The following is a 17,051-nucleotide window of genomic DNA, read 5'->3' as shown; positions in this document are numbered from 1 at the left end:
GATGCAAGCTATAGTCATTCCCTCATTCGGGTCGTTCGGCAGGTCCTCCGCAGCTGTAGCCTCCAATGACACGGTGTTCTTTTGAAGCGTCTATGTCATGCCACCGCCATGCGCCAAGTGCGCGGTCCGCTTTCGTGGATGCTATTGCCACTGGTATCCACGGCGACGACCACGGGCAGGTTCTCCACATCGAACTCGTAGATGGCTTCCATGCCGAGATCGCCAAACGCAAGGATGCGGGCAGATCTTATTGCCTTGGAGATCAGATATGCGGCGCCCCCGGTGGCCGCCAGGTAGACGCAGCGGTTCGCCACGATCGCACTGATCGCGGCCCGTCCGCGCTCGGCCTTGCCGATCATGCCGAGCAGGCCGGTGGATGGGAGCATGCGTTCCGAGAATTTGTCCATTCTTGTCGATGTGGTCGGGCCACAAGGGCCCACTACCTCATCGCGCACTGGATCAACGGGGCCGACGTAATAGATCATGCGATTCCGGAAGTCAACCGGCAAGCACTCGCCACGCGCGAGCATTTCATCGATGCGTTTGTGCGCGGCGTCACGTCCGGTCAGCATTCGCCCCGAAAGCAGGAGAGTCTCGCCAGCACGCCAGGTCGTTGTTTCCTCTCGAGTCAGTGTGTTCAGGTCGACCCTGCGGCTCTCAGTACCGTCCGGAAATGGCAGATCCGGCCACAGGTCGGAGGACGGTGGCGTGAGCATGGCCGGGCCACTACCATCGAGTTCAAATTGCGCATGCCGGGTTGCCGCGCAGTTCGGCACGACAGCGACCGGCATGCTTGCGGCATGTGTTGGGTAGGTGGCGATCTTGACGTCGAGCACGGTAGTTAATCCGCCAAGACCCTGTGCCCCGATGCCGAGAGCGTTGATGCGATCATGAATGTCGATGCGCAGCGCTTCCAATGCATTACGCGGACCGCGAGACTGGATATCAAGCATGTCGAGCGGATTCGCGAGGCTCTGCTTGGCCAGCAGCATGGCTTTCTCGGCCGTCCCACCAACCCCGATACCAAGCATCCCCGGGGGACACCAGCCGGCACCCATGGATGGCACCATGCTGACGACCCAGTCCGCGACAGAGTCGCTGGGCATCAGCACCGCGAACTTGCTCTTGTTCTCGCTGCCGCCCCCCTTGGCCATCAAGTCGACCGTGACGGTGTTGCCGGGCACGAGTTCAACATGAACGACCGCAGGTGTGTTGTCGCCGGTGTTGCGCCGCCCGAACAGCGGATCTTCGACGATGCTCGCACGCAGCGTATTGTCCGGATCACGGTAGGCACGGCGTACGCCTGCATTGACCGCATCGACAACGCTCGCCGGAAATCCGCCGAGGCGAACTTCCATGCCGACGCGTAAGAATACATTGACGATGCCGGTATCCTGACAGATCGGACGCCTGCCCTCTGCGCACATCCGTGAGTTGATCAGGATCTGGGCGATTGCCTGTTTGGCCGGCTGGCTGGCCTCGCGCTCGTAAGCCTGCGCGAGGTGCCGGATATAGCCAGGCGGATGATAGTGACTGATAAACTGCAGTGCGGCTGCAATGCTGTCGACAAAGTCCCCATACAAAACGACCGTAGTCATGATGCCAGCCACCCGCCTTAGAAGCGCTGCTCGCGGAACAGGCCAAGCTTCTCCTGCGCGACGCGGTCCGAATATGAAAACAGTACAAGGTCGTGATCCGCATGCAGCGTGTAACGGCTCCAGCCCGGCACTACGATGATGTCGTGCGGCCCAATCTCGAACTGCTGGTCGCCGATCACGGCATAGCCACCGCCTTCCACGCATACGAAGACGGTGCTTTCCGTCGAGCGGTACGGCAACGTCGCGAAGCCGGCTGGCAGCAACCGGATCATGGTTGCAATGGTCGGCATGGCCCATCCGCCGTCCACCGGGTTGGAATAGCGCATGAGGTAACCGGTGTGCGGATCGGGCGAGCCGGCGTGTGGCAACGCGAACAGCGCCTCGCGCGTGCGCGCGTAGGGATAGTTGAAGACCGGGGAATTCATCGTGGACGACTTGTAGCCCACCGGCAGTAGACCGGTGCCATAGCGCGCGATGGCATCGCCCGCGGGCCGGGTGACAGGTGATTCGCCGGACTCGAACTCCTCGCGAAAGCCGCCGTTGAAGAATGACACGATGGGAATATCGAGGCCATCTAGCCACACCATGGGCCCACTGCCCTCGTGGCCATGATGATGCCAGGTCCACGCTGGCGTGATGACAAAATCGCCCGGCTCCATATATGTCTTCTCCCCGTCCACGGCCGTGTAGGCGCCTGAGCCTTCAACGATGAAGCGCAGTGCTGATTGGGTATGGCGGTGCGCGGGGGCGACTTCACCGGGCAGGATCAGCTGGAGGCCAGCATACATCGTGCTGGTGACGCGCGAGGAGCCTGGCAAGCCCGGGTTCTCCATTAGTAGCACACGCCGCTCGGCTTCCTCGGCCGAAATGAGCGTCGCCGATTCCATCAGGTAGGGACGGGCCGTGGCGTAGGACCAGCGGTGCGCACTGCCAGCCGGGGTGGGTTCCGAGGGAATAAGCTTGCGCAAGCGCGTCCAGAGGGCAGCCATGGCGTGTGGCTCTAGTTCACGGTAGAACGTATCACGTCGGGTCTGCAAATCTGCGGTGGTGGTAGTCACGATCGGATGCCTCCTGCATCAATTTCAGTGGGCGGAAACATAGTCGGGCTGCGCACTTGGCGCCGCTGCCCTGAATGCCTCGCGACGCATGCAGTGTTCGTAGACCCGGCGAACGCGTGGGAACGGGTCGAGGCTGAACGCCACGCGCAGCGCGTTGGCGACCTGTGGCACCAGGCAGCAGTCCGCCAGCGTTGGTGCGTCCCCGACGCACCATCCGCCATTTGCAGGCAAGCAAGGTTCCAACGCGCTGAAGCCGGCGGTCAGCCAATGCTCAATCCATTCGGCCTTCGCAGCGTCGGCGATACCCAAGGGGTCGCTGAGGTACTTCTGCACCCGCATATTGTTCAACGGGTGTACATCACAGGCGATGGTGAGCGCCACCTCCAGCACCCGTGTACGACTCGACCCGTCGATGGGAATTAGCTGTGGCACCGGCCACTTGGCATCGAGGTAGTCAATGATCGCAATTGACTGCGTAATGGTTCTATCGCCATCCTGCAGCGTCGGAACCAACCGGCTGGGATTGCGTGTCTGATATTCCCCAAGGTTTTGCTCGCCGGCGCGCAGATTCACGCCGACGTGCCGCCATGCGATGCCCTTCAGCGCCATGGCGATGCGAACGCGATACGCCGCGGAACTGTTGAAGAAGGTATATAGATCCATGGTCGGCCAGCGCTCAGGCTACATGCACTTCAATGTCGGCGATGCCTGAGACACCCCCACGCATAACCTCCCCGCTGTGTACCGCCCCGACTCCTTCAGGGGTGCCAGTGAAGACGAGGTCTCCGGGTTTCAGTTCAAAGAATTTCGACAGGTTTGCGACGATCTCCGGCACCGACCAGATCAGTTTGTCAAGGTTGCTGCGCTGGCGGTCCTGACCATTGACCTGCAGCCAGATTTCCCCGGCGGCGGGATGGCCGACTTCCAGCGCAGTGTGCAGCGGCGAGATTGGCGCAGACTGATCGAACCCCTTTCCCAGCTCCCAGGGTCGGCCGCGGTCGCGCGCCGCGATCTGCAGATCGCGGCGCGTCATATCGATGCCCACCGCATAGCCCCAGATGTACGAATTAGCTTCCTCGACCGGTATGTTGCGTCCCGCACGACCGATGGCCGCTACGAGTTCGATCTCGAAGTGAAGCTGTTCGGTCGCCGGCGGATAGGCGATTCGCACGCCGCCGCCCGGCGGTGCTACGACGATCGCATCGGTCGGCTTGCAAAAGAAGAAAGGAGGCTCTCGGCTCGGGTCCATGCCCATCTCGCGCACATGCGCGGCATAGTTACGGCCCACGCAGTAGATGCGGCGCACGGGGAATTGTCCATTGCCACCCGCGACGGGAATCGTGACTGCAGGCATGGGAGGGATAACGAAGGTCATGTGGAACTCCAGATTGCTGTTCTTACCACGATGGAGATCGGGGGAGATCATAGACGGCCAGAAGCCGCATTCAGAAGAGATGCTTGACGCCGAGCATGGCCCCAAGTTGCGACACGCCCGGCCCAGGATTGGCCCCGGCCGTCCCGCTGCTGACAGAGAGCGCCATCTGTCCGGAGTTGTTGATGTAGCCCGCTGTGCCGTAGACGGAAGTACGCTTGGAGAAGTTGTAGACGGCGCGCACTGCATACAGGATCGTGCTGTTGCCGTTACCGTGATAGCGCAGGTAGTAGATCTCACCGGCGACATTAGTGTTCGGCGTCAGGTCATGAGACGCGCCCGCGTACCAAAGATCGCTCAACCCTGTGGGACTTCCTTCATTGTCGCGGCGCAGCCAGCCGACGCCGATTTTCGTTCTCTGCAATAGCGCATACCCACTGAGTGACAGGCGCTCGTCGGACTTCCCACTGGTATTCAGCCCGGCGAACGCGCCTGGTCCACCACGGATCGCGTCATAGGCTGCGGCCACGCCGAATTGCTTGGCTTCGTACTGCACCATTACCGACCACTCGCGGCAGGCAGAATGGTCTGCCGGGTTCTCGCCTGCACAGTTTGTCCCCGCCGGACTCGGTCCCGCATTCACTGCGTCGCGCCCAAGGCTATAGGTCGCCCCAACTGTCAGGCCTCCGAACTTGCCCTTGTAGGCAATGGCATTGTCAGCACGCGCATTGGGAATGTAGCTGTCCAGCGAGCCGGAACCAAACGAATTCGGGCCGAGAATGTCCGCGTCGAGCATCGCCCAGAACAGCATCGTATATTGACGCCCCAGCGATACTTGCCCCCAGCCGCCGGAAAGTCCGACCCAGGCCTGGCGTCCGAACAAACGCCCGCCTTGATTGCTTGCCCCCGAGTCTGGCGCGAAGCCGGATTCCAGCGCGAAGTTAGCTTTTGTTCCGCCGGCAAGATCCTCGCTCCCACGCAGACCCCAGCGGGATGGCACGGTGCCGGACAGTGAGTTCATACGAACCACACTGTTGTTGGCGGCGCCGACGTGATTGACGTATTCGACACCACTATCTACTACGCCATAAAGCGTAGCCGATTGGGCGCAGGCGAGCGCCGGCATGCTGGCGGCACATGCCAGCGCCAGTTTATGGAACTTCATGAGTCTCCTCCTCGTGGTTCTTCTCTTTATGACGCGATAGAACCGCGTCGATCACGCTGCGTTGGCAGCCGTATGGGCGAAGTGACCACTGCAACTGCGGCACCTGCCATGGGTAGAAGAAAGAGGAAGTACAGGTTGGGAATGGTCCACCCGATGTCCAGCAACACTCCGACCGTGATTGGCGAAAGCATTCCGCCGATGCGGCCGATACCAGCCGCAAAGCCGATTCCCGTAGTTCGGATCGGAGATGGATAGAGCGTCAAAGACAAGGCATACAGCCCAGCAACGGACGCGGTAAGCGCGGCGCCAAGCAGCACGGCGATCCCCATGCCGATCTTGAGGGACATAATGCTGGCACCGAAGCCAACCATGAGCAGGGCGCCACCCAACAGTGTTGCGACGAGCAGTGGGCGCAGACCAAACCTGGCCGCTAGCAGACCGAACAGCGATGAGCCGACAATACCTCCAAGATTTAGTAGCACCCCACCGGTAATGCCTTGTTCAGCCGACAGGCCTGACTCGACCAGAAGCTTGGGCGTCCAGCTGGCAACGAAGTAATAGCTGCCGATGACGAAAAAGAACGCCAACCACAGGGCTAGCGTCCGAGGTAGAAGCGGTCTCTTCAGTAGTGCAGACCAACCCTCCCAGGCTTCCGCGGCAATGGTGTCCGCGATCGCAGTGGGCAATGCGGCAATCGGCGCGCGCTTCATCTTGACAAGCGTTTGATTGATTTTTGTTAGCGCGTCGGCAGGGCGTTTGGCCAGCAGAAAGTCGATCGACTCGGGCAGCACCGCGAAGGCCATGGGAATGGCCAGAAGCGTAGCGATGCCGCCGAAAGCGAAAACGCTACGCCATCCCCCAACAGATAGCAGGTAACCCGCAATCACCCCACCAATGGCAGCCCCGACGGCATATCCGGTGTGCTGCATGACAATCGAAGTGCTACGCCATTTGTTTGACGCATACTCGCCGGCGATCACTGTGATGCTCGCGACCATCCCGCCGATACCAAGGCCCGTATACAGGCGTGCGACTGCAAGTTGCGTGACGTGTTGCGTGAAAGCGCTTGCGAGCATGCCGCTGCCGATAATGCAGAGACAGAATAGGATAAGTTTGCGACGGCCAAGTTTGTCTCCAAGCGGTGCGATCAGAATCGATCCGGCTCCCATACCGATCAACCCCGCGCTAAGCAGCATGCCAAGCTCTTTGCCATTCAGTTGCCACTCGTGCGCCAAGCGTGCCGCCGTGAATGCCATGGTCAACACATCGAACCCGTCAAGCATGTTCAGCACAATGCAGGCGGTCACGGCAATCGTCTGAAGTGCGCTCATGGGCGACTCGTCGATCGTTCTTCGAATATCTGTGTTCACTTAACCATCCTCCGGAAGGTTCACGAATCCAATTGAAATCCGACGTTCTGTGCCCTGCGTCGCGTCGTGGACTGCACGATCGACGAAGTACGACCATGCGGCAATAGCACGGGGCAAAAGACCGTTATTCAAAAGTCGAATGATCTCCTTGCGAGCCAGTCGTGACGCCGGAATTGAGCTCGAGAAGACGCCAGAGGATCAGCGTACCCGTCGTTTTCACGGACTAGCGGATTGACCACGCGATAAACGTCCACGTACGCTGCGACCACCTCAACCGGACACGGAGACTCACATGCTGACGCTGTATCACGATTGGCGCTCATTTTGTTCGATCAAGGTTCGTCTTTGCCTCGCCGAGAAGGGGCTACCTTGGGAAAGTAGGTTTGTCGACCTGATGAAGCTTGAGCACACCAGGCCGGAGTATCTCGCCCTCAATCCAAACGGGGTGGTGCCAACGCTTGTTCATGATGGCGTCCCCATCCATGAAAGCACGCTCATCAACGAATATCTCGAAGAGATCTTTCCCGAAGTTCGCCTGATGCCCGTCGATCCGGTCGAACGTGCTCGCGCACGCTTCTGGGTGAAATATGAAGACGACGTTCTGCACCCGGCGATCCGCCCGGCGACCTTCGCGTTGATGATGAGTCCCGATCTGGCACGGCGGTCGGATGCCGAGCTCGCTGCCATGGTCGAGGCCCACCCCAACAAGGCGCGCGCGGAAGAACTCGTTAAGGCGGCGCGCGCCCCGATCGACGCCGACAAGGTCGAGGCTGCGCGCCAGACTATGGGTCGCGCCCTGGAGCGCATGGAGGCCCGCCTTACCGAGGCCAGGTGGCTCGGTGGTCGCGAATACTCATTGGCTGACATTGCGGCAGCTCCGTTTATCGACCGGCTTGAGGAGTTGAACCTGTCAGGGCTCTGGTCTACCAAGCCGGCGTTGAAGGACTGGGTTGCGCGAACGAAGGAGCGACCGGCTTACCGCGAAGCCATCCCGGACAACAGCCAGCGGTTCGCGGCTGCCTACCGTCCCCTGTAAGCCTGAATCAAACGCCCGCGGGACGGCTCAGAGTGGCGGCCCGTGTGGCGGTCCCTGGCAAGTTGATTGTCTTGAGATGGAGGAGGTTCTAATGACCAAATTGAGCAGGAGCCAACTGCCTGTTATCGTCGCTGGCGGTGGCATCGGCGGACTTGCATGCGCATTGGCGCTGGCGCAGAAGCAGTTTCGAGTACTCGTATGCGAACAAGCGCCCCGCTTCGCCCAAGTGGGAGCGGGGCTCCAGGTCGCGCCAAATGCCCTGTCAGTGCTCGACGCATTGGGGGTCGGCGGCGAGATCAAGCGACAGGCACTACTGATCGAGCAGATGCTGATGATGGACGGCATCAGCGGCGAGCCTGTTGGCGGCATCCCGTGCGGCCGCGAGTTCCTGCAGCGTTTTGACAATCCTTACGCCGTCGCACATCGTGCCGACGTGCATAATGCCTTGCTGGAGGCATGCGCGGGACACCCCCTTGTCGAACTGAGGACGGATACTAGGATTGTCAGATACGAGCAGTATGAGAATGTCGTCACGCTTACCACGGATTCCGGTGCCACTCTTCGTGGAATCGCCCTTGTCGGCGCGGACGGCGTCCACTCCCGGATCCGCCAGCAACTCATCGGCGATGGCGATCCGGTACCAATCGGCGCGGTGATCTATCGCGCCCTGATACCGGCTTCTCATATGCCGCGTGATCTGCAGCATCCCTACCCCACGTTGTGGACGGGCCCCGATGCTCATTTGATCTACTACCCGGTGAGCGACTGGACCCAGTTCAATATCGGCGCAACGGTCAGAACCGGCGAGCGGGAAATGATTGAGGGTGAGGCGTCGACCGAGGAAGCCGCTGCTGCTTTCGCGGACTGGTCCCATGTACCCAGACGCGTGTTGTCGCTGGCTCCGAAGTTCCAGCGGTACGTGCTCCGTCAACGCCCACCCGCTGCAAACTGGACCGCCGGTCGGGTTACCCTGTTGGGGGATGCAGCACACCCCATGGTGCAGTACATTGCGCAGGGCGCAGCCATGGCGCTTGAAGATGCGCTTTCGCTCGCCACGGAGTTGGACGCTGCCGACGGAAACATCGAGCAGGCATTTCTGAGATATCAGGATGTGCGTATCGTACGGTCGGCTCGCGTCCAGATCTCATCGCTGATGCTAGACAGGATCTACCATGCCGGGGGGGTCGAGCGCCTGGTGCGCAATTCGGTTTTTGCCGGACGCACGCCATCGGAGTACTACGATCGCCTCGCATGGCTGTTCACCGCGCCGGCATATGTGCGCCAATGGAATGCATCGCCCCGTTGCCTCGGTACCGCAGACGGCATGGAAGTTGTCGCCGGCAACACCGAGAAACAATCCGTCGCCGCTCAGCCGCCGCGTGTGTGTTAAGCTCCGCGCGCGTCCCCGATGGCATCGCTGCATGTGGCTTTCACGGTGGCGAGCCTGCCAGGATTTTTATTTCCGCGCGCACCGGCGCGCATCGACTCAGCGACAGATTGCTGCATTCTGCGGATGGATCAGTTCGACCTCAATCTGATGCGCATCTTCGACGCCCTATGGCGTCACCGCCATCTGGGAAAAGCTGCCGAGGAACTCCGACTCAGCCAGCCCGCACTGTCACACGCGCTCAAGCGCTTGCGCGAACAGATGGGAGACGTGCTCTTCGTCAAGGCCCACGCCGGCATGCAGCCATCCGCCAGGGCCGTCGACATCGCGCCGGTAATACAAGACATGCTCGCCGAAGTACGGGAGCGTATTCTCGTTACCCCCCAGTTCGACCCGTCGTCGAGCAAACGGAACTTCACTATTGCCATGTCGGATATTGGTGAGCTAACGTTTCTGCCTCGGCTGCTACGCCATCTTGCTGGCGTGGCGCCCCGCGTCAGCGTCGTGACCGTATCGTTGAGCCCGCGCGAACTTGGTGAAGGCCTGCAGCGCGGTGAGGTGGACCTCGCCATGGGACATTTGCCCGATCTCACCGGCACAGACATGTACCAGCAACGGCTGTTCACCCACGGCTTTGTCTGCCTGACTGGAAGTCATAACCCTCTCGCTGCCAGGCAGCTAACTCGCGAACGATACTGCCGAGCTGCCCACGTCGTCGTGCAATCTGAGAGCCGTACACATGATCTCGTAGAGCGATATTTGCGGGAAAACGGCATCCAGAGGAATGCGCAGCTACGCTGCCCCCATTTCCTCAGCGTTCCTCAGGTTGTCGCCGCCACACACTTGATTGCCACCGTGAGTCAATCGATTGGCGAGGTCTATGCCGACCACGGCGAACTGCGCCTGCTCGCCCCGCCCTTCGATTTCCCCCGCTACGACGTGAAACAGCATTGGCACCGCAGCCAGCATGGCGACCCAGGCAATCGCTGGCTGCGCGGCGTCAACATGGCGTTGTTCGGCAAGTAGCCACGGCGCGGCGGCCGTCATTCAAAGCACGAATCAGCGTCTTTGCCTGCGCGGCATTGCCGGATGGCTCTGCCATCACCGATAGTCGGTATCCCACATACTCATTCGCTGCGATTGCCGGTTTGACCGCTCACGGAGATTCTTATGCAGAACCAACTCAAGCAGGACTTGCAGGCCTTCGACTTTGACTTGCTGGTGATTGGCGGTGGCAGTGGCGGAGTGCGTGCCGCTCGTCTGGCCGCGGGGCACGGAGCAAGCGTCGCCGTGGTGGAGCAAGGCGCCATGGGCGGGACTTGCGTCAATGTGGGTTGTATTCCAAAAAAACTCTACAGCTATGCGGCGAGTTACGCGCATGCCTTCGCAGAGGCGTCTGGCTTTGGCTGGGCACTGTCATCAGATCAGCATCTCGATTGGCCCACACTCAAGGATCGACGCGCTGCAGAAATCGCTCGCCTCAATGGGGTCTATGAGCAGATGCTCACATCCAGCGGTGTCCAGATCCTGCATGGTCGTGCCCGGCTAGCCGATGCGCACACAGTCGTCATCGGCGATCAATCGGTAACGGCTGCGCATGTGCTGGTGGCAACTGGCGCGAGCGCGACCCTTCCCGACATCCCCGGGCGGGAACTGGTCCTGACGTCGGACGCCATGTTCGATCTTCCTCAAGTGCCAAGACGGTTGCTAGTAGTTGGCGGAGGCTATATCGCCTGTGAGTTCGCCTCGATCTTCCGGACGCTTGGTGCCGAGGTGGTATTGGTTCACCGTGGTACCGGACTGCTCAGCGGCTTCGACGATGACGTCCGGGAATTCCTGCAAGCGGAATTGGCAGCTGATGGGGTCGAGATTCGGTTCGACGCAACGGTGCAGCAGGTACAGAGTGATGCTGGACGCCGCATCGTCGCACTGTCTAACGGGCAGGCGATTGTGACAGATGCTGTGCTTTTTGCGACCGGCCGCAGGCCCAATACATTTGGACTTGGACTCGAAGAGGTCGGCGTCGATCTGACACCCGACGGCGCCATTGCGGTCGACGCCTGCTTTCAAACGAGCGTGCCGTCCGTCCATGCCGTGGGCGACGTGATCGACCGCGTGCAACTCACGCCCGTTGCGTTGCGGGAAGCGACTGTGCTGATAGACCGGTTGTTCGGTAGCGACACGCTTTGCATGGACTACGCCGCCATTCCGACAGCGGTGTTTACTCACCCGAACATCGCGACCGCAGGCCTGAGCGAGACTCAAGCACGTGCCCGCTTCGAACGGGTAGCAATCTACCGCAGTACATTTCGTACCTTGAAGCATACCTTGAGTGGAAGGGCGACGCGTACGCTGATGAAGCTTATCGTCGACGCCGACACCGATCGTGTGGTTGGGATACACATGGTCGGCGAGGACGCAGGAGAGGTGGTGCAGGGCTTTGCCGTGGCCATGCGCGCGGGGGCCACGAAGGCTCAGTTTGACAGTACCGTGGGCATCCACCCCACGGCAGCCGAAGAGTTCGTCACAATGAAAACGGCAATTGCCGAGCCAGCGTAATCAATCTCCATTGGGGCCGACGATATCGGTGCGCATCCAAACTTTTCTGAATGATGCAACCCGTCCGGTCTCAAACGGGTTGCCGCTGCCAAACTGAGATCGCCTCGGATCCCACAAAATGTCTCAGCCAAGGGCAAACACTTCACTAGGCGGCAAACAGTCAAGCCGCTGCCTTACGACCAGCGTGCCAGTCGAACCGACCAGTACCGCCACCCCCCAATTGCCAACGCCGCCCGCGGGCCCCGCCGTTCTGCCTGTCTGCGGTGCCCTACTGCCAATCCATCGGTTGATTCGTCGGCGGTTCGATCCGGCGGTGTGCCACGCGCGCCCGGCGGGTTCCTTCCAGGGTGTTAGCGCGCCGTGCCGGACGTTGCGGCTACCACGCCGGCCGGCTGCCCTTCCGGCCGCTCGATCCGCCGCCGCGCCCGTTCGGCGACGAACAGCGCCACCGCAATAAAGACGGCGCCGACGACGCCGAGGGCATGACGGTCGAACCAGGTAATGGCCGCGCCGCCGATGACGCCGGACATCGATACGCCGACGTAGATCGCCGCCGAGTTTAGCCCCATCAGCAGCGGCGCGGCGGCCGGCGTGATGCTGATAAGGCGGTGCTGCTGTGGGACCAGCAAGCCCCAGCCGCAGACGCCCCAGACGATCAGCGCTGGCACGGCGGTCACGAGCGACGCCGACGTCAGCGGCAACAGTGCGAAGTCGAGGATGAGCACGACGATGGCGGCATTGATGATGTGGCGGCTGCCGTAGCGGTCGGTCAGACGGCCGGCGGCGAGATTGCCGGCCGTCGCCGACACACCCCAGAGCAGCAGCAAAGCTGCCAGCACGCGCGAGTCACCGCCGGTGGCCCGGTCGAAGCTGAGGCCGATGTACGTGTAGACGAGGAAGAGGCCCGCGTAGACCAGCCAGGTGGTCAGCAGCGTTAGCAGCACGCGGGTATCCGCCAGTGGCGCGAGGCGGCGCGACAGGCTGACAGCCGCCGGCGTCGGGATCTTCGGTAAGCGCCAGGCCACGCCCAGCCCGGCTAGCGTGCCGACGGCTGCCACGAACCACATCGTCGCGCGCCAGTCCAGCGCGCCGCCGATGAAGGTGCCCAGCGGCGCGCCCAGGGCCGTCGCGCTGGACAGACCGCCGATCACGATGGCGAGCGCGCGGCCACGCTGCTCGGGCGGCACCAGCGACGCCCCGGTGGCCGTCGCGGTCGGGCTGAACATGGCGGCGCCGAGGCCCGCGATCAGCCGGCTGGCCAGCACCAGTTCGATATTTGGCGCCACGGCAGTCACCACGTTGCCCACTACGAACACCGCGAGGCCCGTGAGCAGCAACCGCTTTCGCGGCCAATGCGCTGCCGCCGCAGCGATGACGGGCGACAGCAGCGCATAGCTGATCGCATACAGCGTGACCATCTGGCCAGCCAACGCTACCGACACGCCGAGCGAGGCCGAGACCTGCGACAGCACCCCGGCAACCACGAAGCTGTCCGTGCCAATCGCGAACATGCCGCTGGCCAGAACGATAAGACGTTTATCCATGTGAATGTCCTTCGCGGCACATAGAGCCGCCCGTTGGGGAATTGCCGGGCCGCAGCCCGTAAAAGTTTCTTGATGAAACTTACGATAACGCATTAAGTTGTCTCATGCAACTTTTTCGTCTACGATATGGCTTATGTATCGCAAGACTTTCACAGGGATGAACTGCTCCGTGGCGGGCGCGCTGGAGCAGGTCGGCGAATGGTGGAGCCTGCTTATCGTGCGAGAGTGCATGATGGGCACGACACGCTTTGACGACTTCCAGAACCGACTGGGCATCGCGCGAAACGTGTTGACCACGCGGCTGAACACGCTGATCGAGCACGGTGTGCTGGTGAAGGTGGTGGCCGAGGGCAACGAACGGCGCACCGAGTACCGGTTGACGGAAAAGGGCGAGGCGCTTTATCCGATAATCGTGGCGCTGATGCAATGGGGCGACGAATGGTGCGGTGCGAGGCAGCCCCCCATCCGCCTCGTCGAGGACAGCACCGGCGAGCCGGTCGAACCCGTCAGGCTGCGCGTGGGTCCGCGCACGCTGGGCTTGCGCGACGTGCGTCTTGAGCCTGGCGACGGCGCGACGGAGCGAACGGCCGAGCTGATCGACGCGCGCAACAAGGCCATTCTCGGCAAGTAATTAAAGAACTCTCGGCTTGGCAAAGCCGCCGGCGCAAACGCGCCCGGCGGGTGGTCCGGAATTAGGAGCTACTTCCCATCGAAAGCGCTGCGCACCTCGGCAATGGTAGTTTCCTTGCTTTGGAGGTGTGGATAGTGGCCGATGTTCGGCAGCAGTTCGAATTCCAGGTCGGCGCGTTTCGCAAGTTCCTCGCCCATCTCTTTCCGGATGTAGATGTCCTGCTCGCCCCAGATTACCTTGACGGGGGTCTTCAGCTTCGCCAGGTTTCCCTCGAAGTAATCCTCGTCGCGGGTGAAGTGTGAATAGTAGTGATAGAAAGCATCCGCGGTCGTCAGGGTTCCGTTTGACCAACCACGCGCCATATCGGCCTTGAATTCCTGTGACACCTCATATTGCGACGCTGCAGGCAGGCCGCGCGTGAAGGCATTCTGCAGAATCTCGTCGCGCGTCTTGTTGAAGGCCGCCCGCACCGCTTCCGCCGACGTCGGCTCCTTAAGGCCTTGCAGTCGCTCCTGCATGTATTGCGGTCGGTTGAACGGCGCGAAGTCGCCGACGATGATGCGCTTCGCAATCGCAGGATCGTCGATGGCTGCGAGCAAGGCGGGCAAAGCGCCGATGTCGGTCGCATAGATCACCAGATTCCGTTTGTCGATCCCGGTCTGCTTGATATAGTCCTTCAGCACCTTGGCGTAGTCCCGCGGTGCATAGGAGAACCTGTCCGCTGAAGGCCGCGACGAATCGCCATAACCCGGCCAGTCGAAGGCATGGATTTCGTAGTCCTTGCCCAATTCCGTGGAAATGTCCCTCCAGGCGTAGATCGTCTCGGGGAAGCCATGCAGGAACAGCACGGTGCCCTTCGGCGTGGTGTTGTGCACGACCAAGCGCCTGAGCTTCATATTGGGATTGATCTGCACATACCCAATCTCGGGTTCCGCTTTTGCCGTATTCCCGATGCTCGCGCAACCAGCCATCAGTGCCACTGCCATGGCTCCGATGGCACCTACGGCAAGCAGCCGACGGTTTTTGGATTGGGTCATCATGTCTTCACCTGGTTGGTATCAAGAAGTACAAGAGCTCTCGTATATGCACCATTGAAGGTCGGGCATGTATCTGCCTAGTGGTGACCCGGGCGCAGTTTTGTACGACCAAGTATCCGTCTTCCTTCCGGATACATTCCCGTACATGCGTCTACTGGCCAGGAAGGCTTTCATCGCGCAAGCTTCGTCTCGCAGACAGTCATGCTGTTGTAACGAGGCGCACACTTCCTTCATCGCATGTCTGGTCCGTACATGCGCGCGAATCCCGGCGGATTCGTGCATCGAGCAACTCTCCTGCGACAAGAAGGACATCACCATGCGTTCCCTATCCCTACTCAAACAGCTTTGCCTGACCGCAGCTGGCGTAGCACTCTGCGCAAGTGCTCTGGCACAGACGCCGCCGGCTATTCTTCCGCTCAACTCCGAGCCGGCGCCAAAGTTGATCCCCTACCCTCCGCTGCCCGAGCCGCTGGCCCGCGGAGTGGTGATTGTGCAGTTCCGAACCGAAAATTTCCGCGTCATGCCGGTCTTCGGCAAGACGGCCGTCGAAATCTCGCCGCGTATCGGACACCTGCATGTGACGGTTGATAACGGCCCCGGCACCTGGGCCCATACCAGCGAGGATCCCGTCATTGTGGTAGGCCTTGCGCCCGGTCCGCACAAGCTACGGCTCGAGCTGGCCGACCCGAGCCACAAGATTCTGGCCAGCGAAGTCGTCCCGGTCACGGTGCCGGACGTCAAGCGTTGATGCAACGGACTGCCTGATATAAGCCCGGCCATACGACAGAAGATGGCCGACACGATGGGCAGCGAGGTTCTCCATAGCTGCCCGCTGTCGCGAGCGAAGCCTGCAATCCCTGCAGGCCCAGAGATGGCTCGCCGAAGGTACGCCGGAGAATGTAGGCCGCCCCATCCGGCAGGAGATTAGTCATGGCCGTCGTCGAAGCCGGGGCTGTGCTGAGCAAAACCCGCGCCGCCGCATGAGTATCCGGGGGACGCGGACATCCCGCCCGCTCATCGGCGACCGCCCCGAGGGTGCGGGCGCGGTCATCAGTGATTAGGCCGATACCCGTGCACGGTGGCCGAGTTTCGTGCCTTACGCGGCCAGCTTCAGAATCTCCAGAACGCCGGCTGGGTCCTTGACGGAACGCGGATTGCTGAAGATGAAGAACTCGGTCATCGTATTGCGCGCAATCAGCTCGAACTGGTCAGCGCCCACACCGACCTCGCGCAGGCTCGTCGGCAAGTCAAGCGCCTTGCAGAACGCCCTGAAGGCGTCCGACGCGGACATGTCGGGCTGACCTAGCGCGGCTGCCAGCGCCTTTTGCGCATCGACAGTCACCGGCTGGTTGTACGCGAGAATGCCGGGCATCATCACCGGTGTGCAAAGGAAATGCGGCACGTCGCAGGTTCCACCTAGCACGTGGCCGATCGCATGGCTCGCGCCCATCGGCACGCGTGCCTGGAGGCCGAACGAGCACAACCACGAAGCCACCATGCATTGCGTTGCCGCATCGATATCGTCGCGGTCGGCGCGTGCGCGCGGCAGCCACTCGCGCATCAGCCCGATGCCACGCAGCACCGCCGCATCCACGAGCGGATTCCCGTTTTTCGCACACAGCGCCTCGATTGCGTGATCCATCGCCCGCGTTCCCGATCCGAGCAACAGCGACTCCGGCGCGTAGCGCAGCAGGTTCGGGTCCAGGATGATCGCGAGCGGCATGAATTTCGGGTGAAAGAACGTCTGCTTGAGCTTGCGGCGCACATCGGTGACGAGGCAGCCGGCGTTGTACTCGCCACCCGACAGCGTCGACGGCACTGCAATCATCCGAACTGTCGGGCCACGGAAATTCGCGATCGTGCGCCGCCCCTGTTCGTCGACCTGCACTTCGAAGCCGTCGAGTCCCTGTTCTTCCGTAATGTTGTGCTCGAGACAGAGCGTCGCAATCTTTGCAATGTCAACTACGGAGCCGCCACCGATCGCAACGATCAGGTCGGCGCCCGCGTCGCGCGCTGCACGCGTGGTCTGGATGGCGCCCTCGCGCGTCGTGTGCTGCGCCACACCGTCGAACACGCCCGCGTAGCGCTCGCCCAGCGCTTCGGCGATCTTGCCAATCTCAGGCGTAGTGGTATTCAGCGTGCGACTGACAATCAGGAAAACACGCTTCGCGCCTAACCGTTCCGCTTCAGCCGCCAGCGTGACGCCTGCCGGCTTGCCAAAGATGACCCGATCCATCATCGGGAAAAGATGGGTTCCACGGCTTCGCATACTGCCTCTCCTCATTCGGTTGATC

At 61.4% G+C, this 17,051-nt stretch carries 15 protein-coding genes; 6 read left to right on the top strand and 9 right to left on the bottom strand.

Annotated features, from left to right (window positions below; all coding sequences use genetic code 11):
- Positions 1-95 precede the first annotated feature (95 nt).
- The 6 genes from AC3WL8_RS31485 to AC3WL8_RS31460 form a co-directional block, all read right to left on the bottom strand.
- Complete coding sequence (locus AC3WL8_RS31485) at positions 96-1,598, bottom strand: fumarate hydratase (protein WP_492379598.1); 1,503 nt, start codon at positions 1,596-1,598, stop codon at positions 96-98.
- A 17-nt stretch (positions 1,599-1,615) separates the two neighbouring features.
- On the bottom strand, positions 1,616-2,656 hold the full coding sequence (gtdA, locus tag AC3WL8_RS31480) for a gentisate 1,2-dioxygenase (protein ID WP_492379597.1): 1,041 nt from the start codon (positions 2,654-2,656) through the stop codon (positions 1,616-1,618).
- A gap of 24 nt (positions 2,657-2,680) precedes the next feature.
- Positions 2,681-3,319 (bottom strand): maleylacetoacetate isomerase, encoded by a 639-nt coding sequence (gene maiA, locus AC3WL8_RS31475; RefSeq protein WP_492379596.1) that lies wholly within the window; start codon positions 3,317-3,319, stop codon positions 2,681-2,683.
- Between the two features lie 13 nt (positions 3,320-3,332).
- Positions 3,333-4,031, bottom strand: coding sequence for a fumarylacetoacetate hydrolase family protein (locus tag AC3WL8_RS31470; RefSeq protein ID WP_492379595.1), 699 nt, complete (start codon positions 4,029-4,031; stop codon positions 3,333-3,335).
- A 70-nt stretch (positions 4,032-4,101) separates the two neighbouring features.
- Positions 4,102-5,193, bottom strand: a complete 1,092-nt coding sequence (locus AC3WL8_RS31465) for a porin (RefSeq protein WP_492379594.1) — start codon at positions 5,191-5,193, stop codon at positions 4,102-4,104.
- A gap of 26 nt (positions 5,194-5,219) precedes the next feature.
- Positions 5,220-6,563 carry an MFS transporter gene (locus AC3WL8_RS31460; protein ID WP_492379593.1) on the bottom strand — a complete coding sequence of 448 codons (1,344 nt, stop codon included), beginning with the start codon at positions 6,561-6,563 and terminating at the stop codon, positions 5,220-5,222.
- Positions 6,564-6,855: 292 nt separating this feature from the next.
- On the opposite strand from AC3WL8_RS31460, the gene AC3WL8_RS31455 reads away from it, so the two are divergent.
- The 4 genes from AC3WL8_RS31455 to gorA all read left to right on the top strand — a co-directional run bounded on the left by AC3WL8_RS31455 (position 6,856) and on the right by gorA (position 11,545).
- On the top strand, positions 6,856-7,599 hold the full coding sequence (locus tag AC3WL8_RS31455; protein ID WP_492379592.1) for a glutathione S-transferase family protein: 744 nt from the start codon (positions 6,856-6,858) through the stop codon (positions 7,597-7,599).
- A gap of 91 nt (positions 7,600-7,690) precedes the next feature.
- On the top strand, positions 7,691-8,989 hold the full coding sequence (locus AC3WL8_RS31450) for an FAD-dependent monooxygenase (protein WP_492379591.1): 1,299 nt from the start codon (positions 7,691-7,693) through the stop codon (positions 8,987-8,989).
- Between the two features lie 18 nt (positions 8,990-9,007).
- Positions 9,008-10,012, top strand: coding sequence for a LysR family transcriptional regulator (locus tag AC3WL8_RS31445; RefSeq protein WP_492379590.1), 1,005 nt, complete (start codon positions 9,008-9,010; stop codon positions 10,010-10,012).
- A 168-nt stretch (positions 10,013-10,180) separates the two neighbouring features.
- Positions 10,181-11,545 (top strand): glutathione-disulfide reductase, encoded by a 1,365-nt coding sequence (gene gorA, locus AC3WL8_RS31440; RefSeq protein ID WP_492379624.1) that lies wholly within the window; start codon positions 10,181-10,183, stop codon positions 11,543-11,545.
- Between the two features lie 350 nt (positions 11,546-11,895).
- Here gorA and AC3WL8_RS31435 read toward each other — a convergent pair whose 3' ends face one another.
- Positions 11,896-13,089 (bottom strand): MFS transporter, encoded by a 1,194-nt coding sequence (locus AC3WL8_RS31435; RefSeq protein WP_492379589.1) that lies wholly within the window; start codon positions 13,087-13,089, stop codon positions 11,896-11,898.
- 133 nt (positions 13,090-13,222) lie between these two features.
- On the opposite strand from AC3WL8_RS31435, the gene AC3WL8_RS31430 reads away from it, so the two are divergent.
- The gene (locus tag AC3WL8_RS31430; protein ID WP_492379588.1) at positions 13,223-13,720 is read left to right on the top strand and encodes a winged helix-turn-helix transcriptional regulator; all 498 of its coding nucleotides are present in this window, start codon (positions 13,223-13,225) and stop codon (positions 13,718-13,720) included.
- Positions 13,721-13,788: 68 nt separating this feature from the next.
- Here AC3WL8_RS31430 and AC3WL8_RS31425 read toward each other — a convergent pair whose 3' ends face one another.
- Entirely contained in the window at positions 13,789-14,760 is a 972-nt protein-coding gene (locus AC3WL8_RS31425; protein WP_492379587.1) for an alpha/beta fold hydrolase, read from the bottom strand.
- Between the two features lie 313 nt (positions 14,761-15,073).
- Between AC3WL8_RS31425 and AC3WL8_RS31420 the strand changes: the two genes are divergently transcribed.
- Positions 15,074-15,505, top strand: a complete 432-nt coding sequence (locus AC3WL8_RS31420; RefSeq protein WP_492379586.1) for a DUF6130 family protein — start codon at positions 15,074-15,076, stop codon at positions 15,503-15,505.
- Positions 15,506-15,853: 348 nt separating this feature from the next.
- Here AC3WL8_RS31420 and AC3WL8_RS31415 read toward each other — a convergent pair whose 3' ends face one another.
- Positions 15,854-17,026: an iron-containing alcohol dehydrogenase gene (locus AC3WL8_RS31415; protein ID WP_492379585.1), complete on the bottom strand. Its 1,173-nt coding sequence runs from the start codon at positions 17,024-17,026 to the stop codon at positions 15,854-15,856.
- Positions 17,027-17,051 lie beyond the last annotated feature (25 nt).

The sequence above is a fragment of the Cupriavidus sp. FW305-F7 genome, from assembly GCF_058782875.1.
The sequence above is the reverse complement of the archived record's forward strand: the minus strand, read 5'-3'. Positions and strand labels throughout refer to the sequence as shown.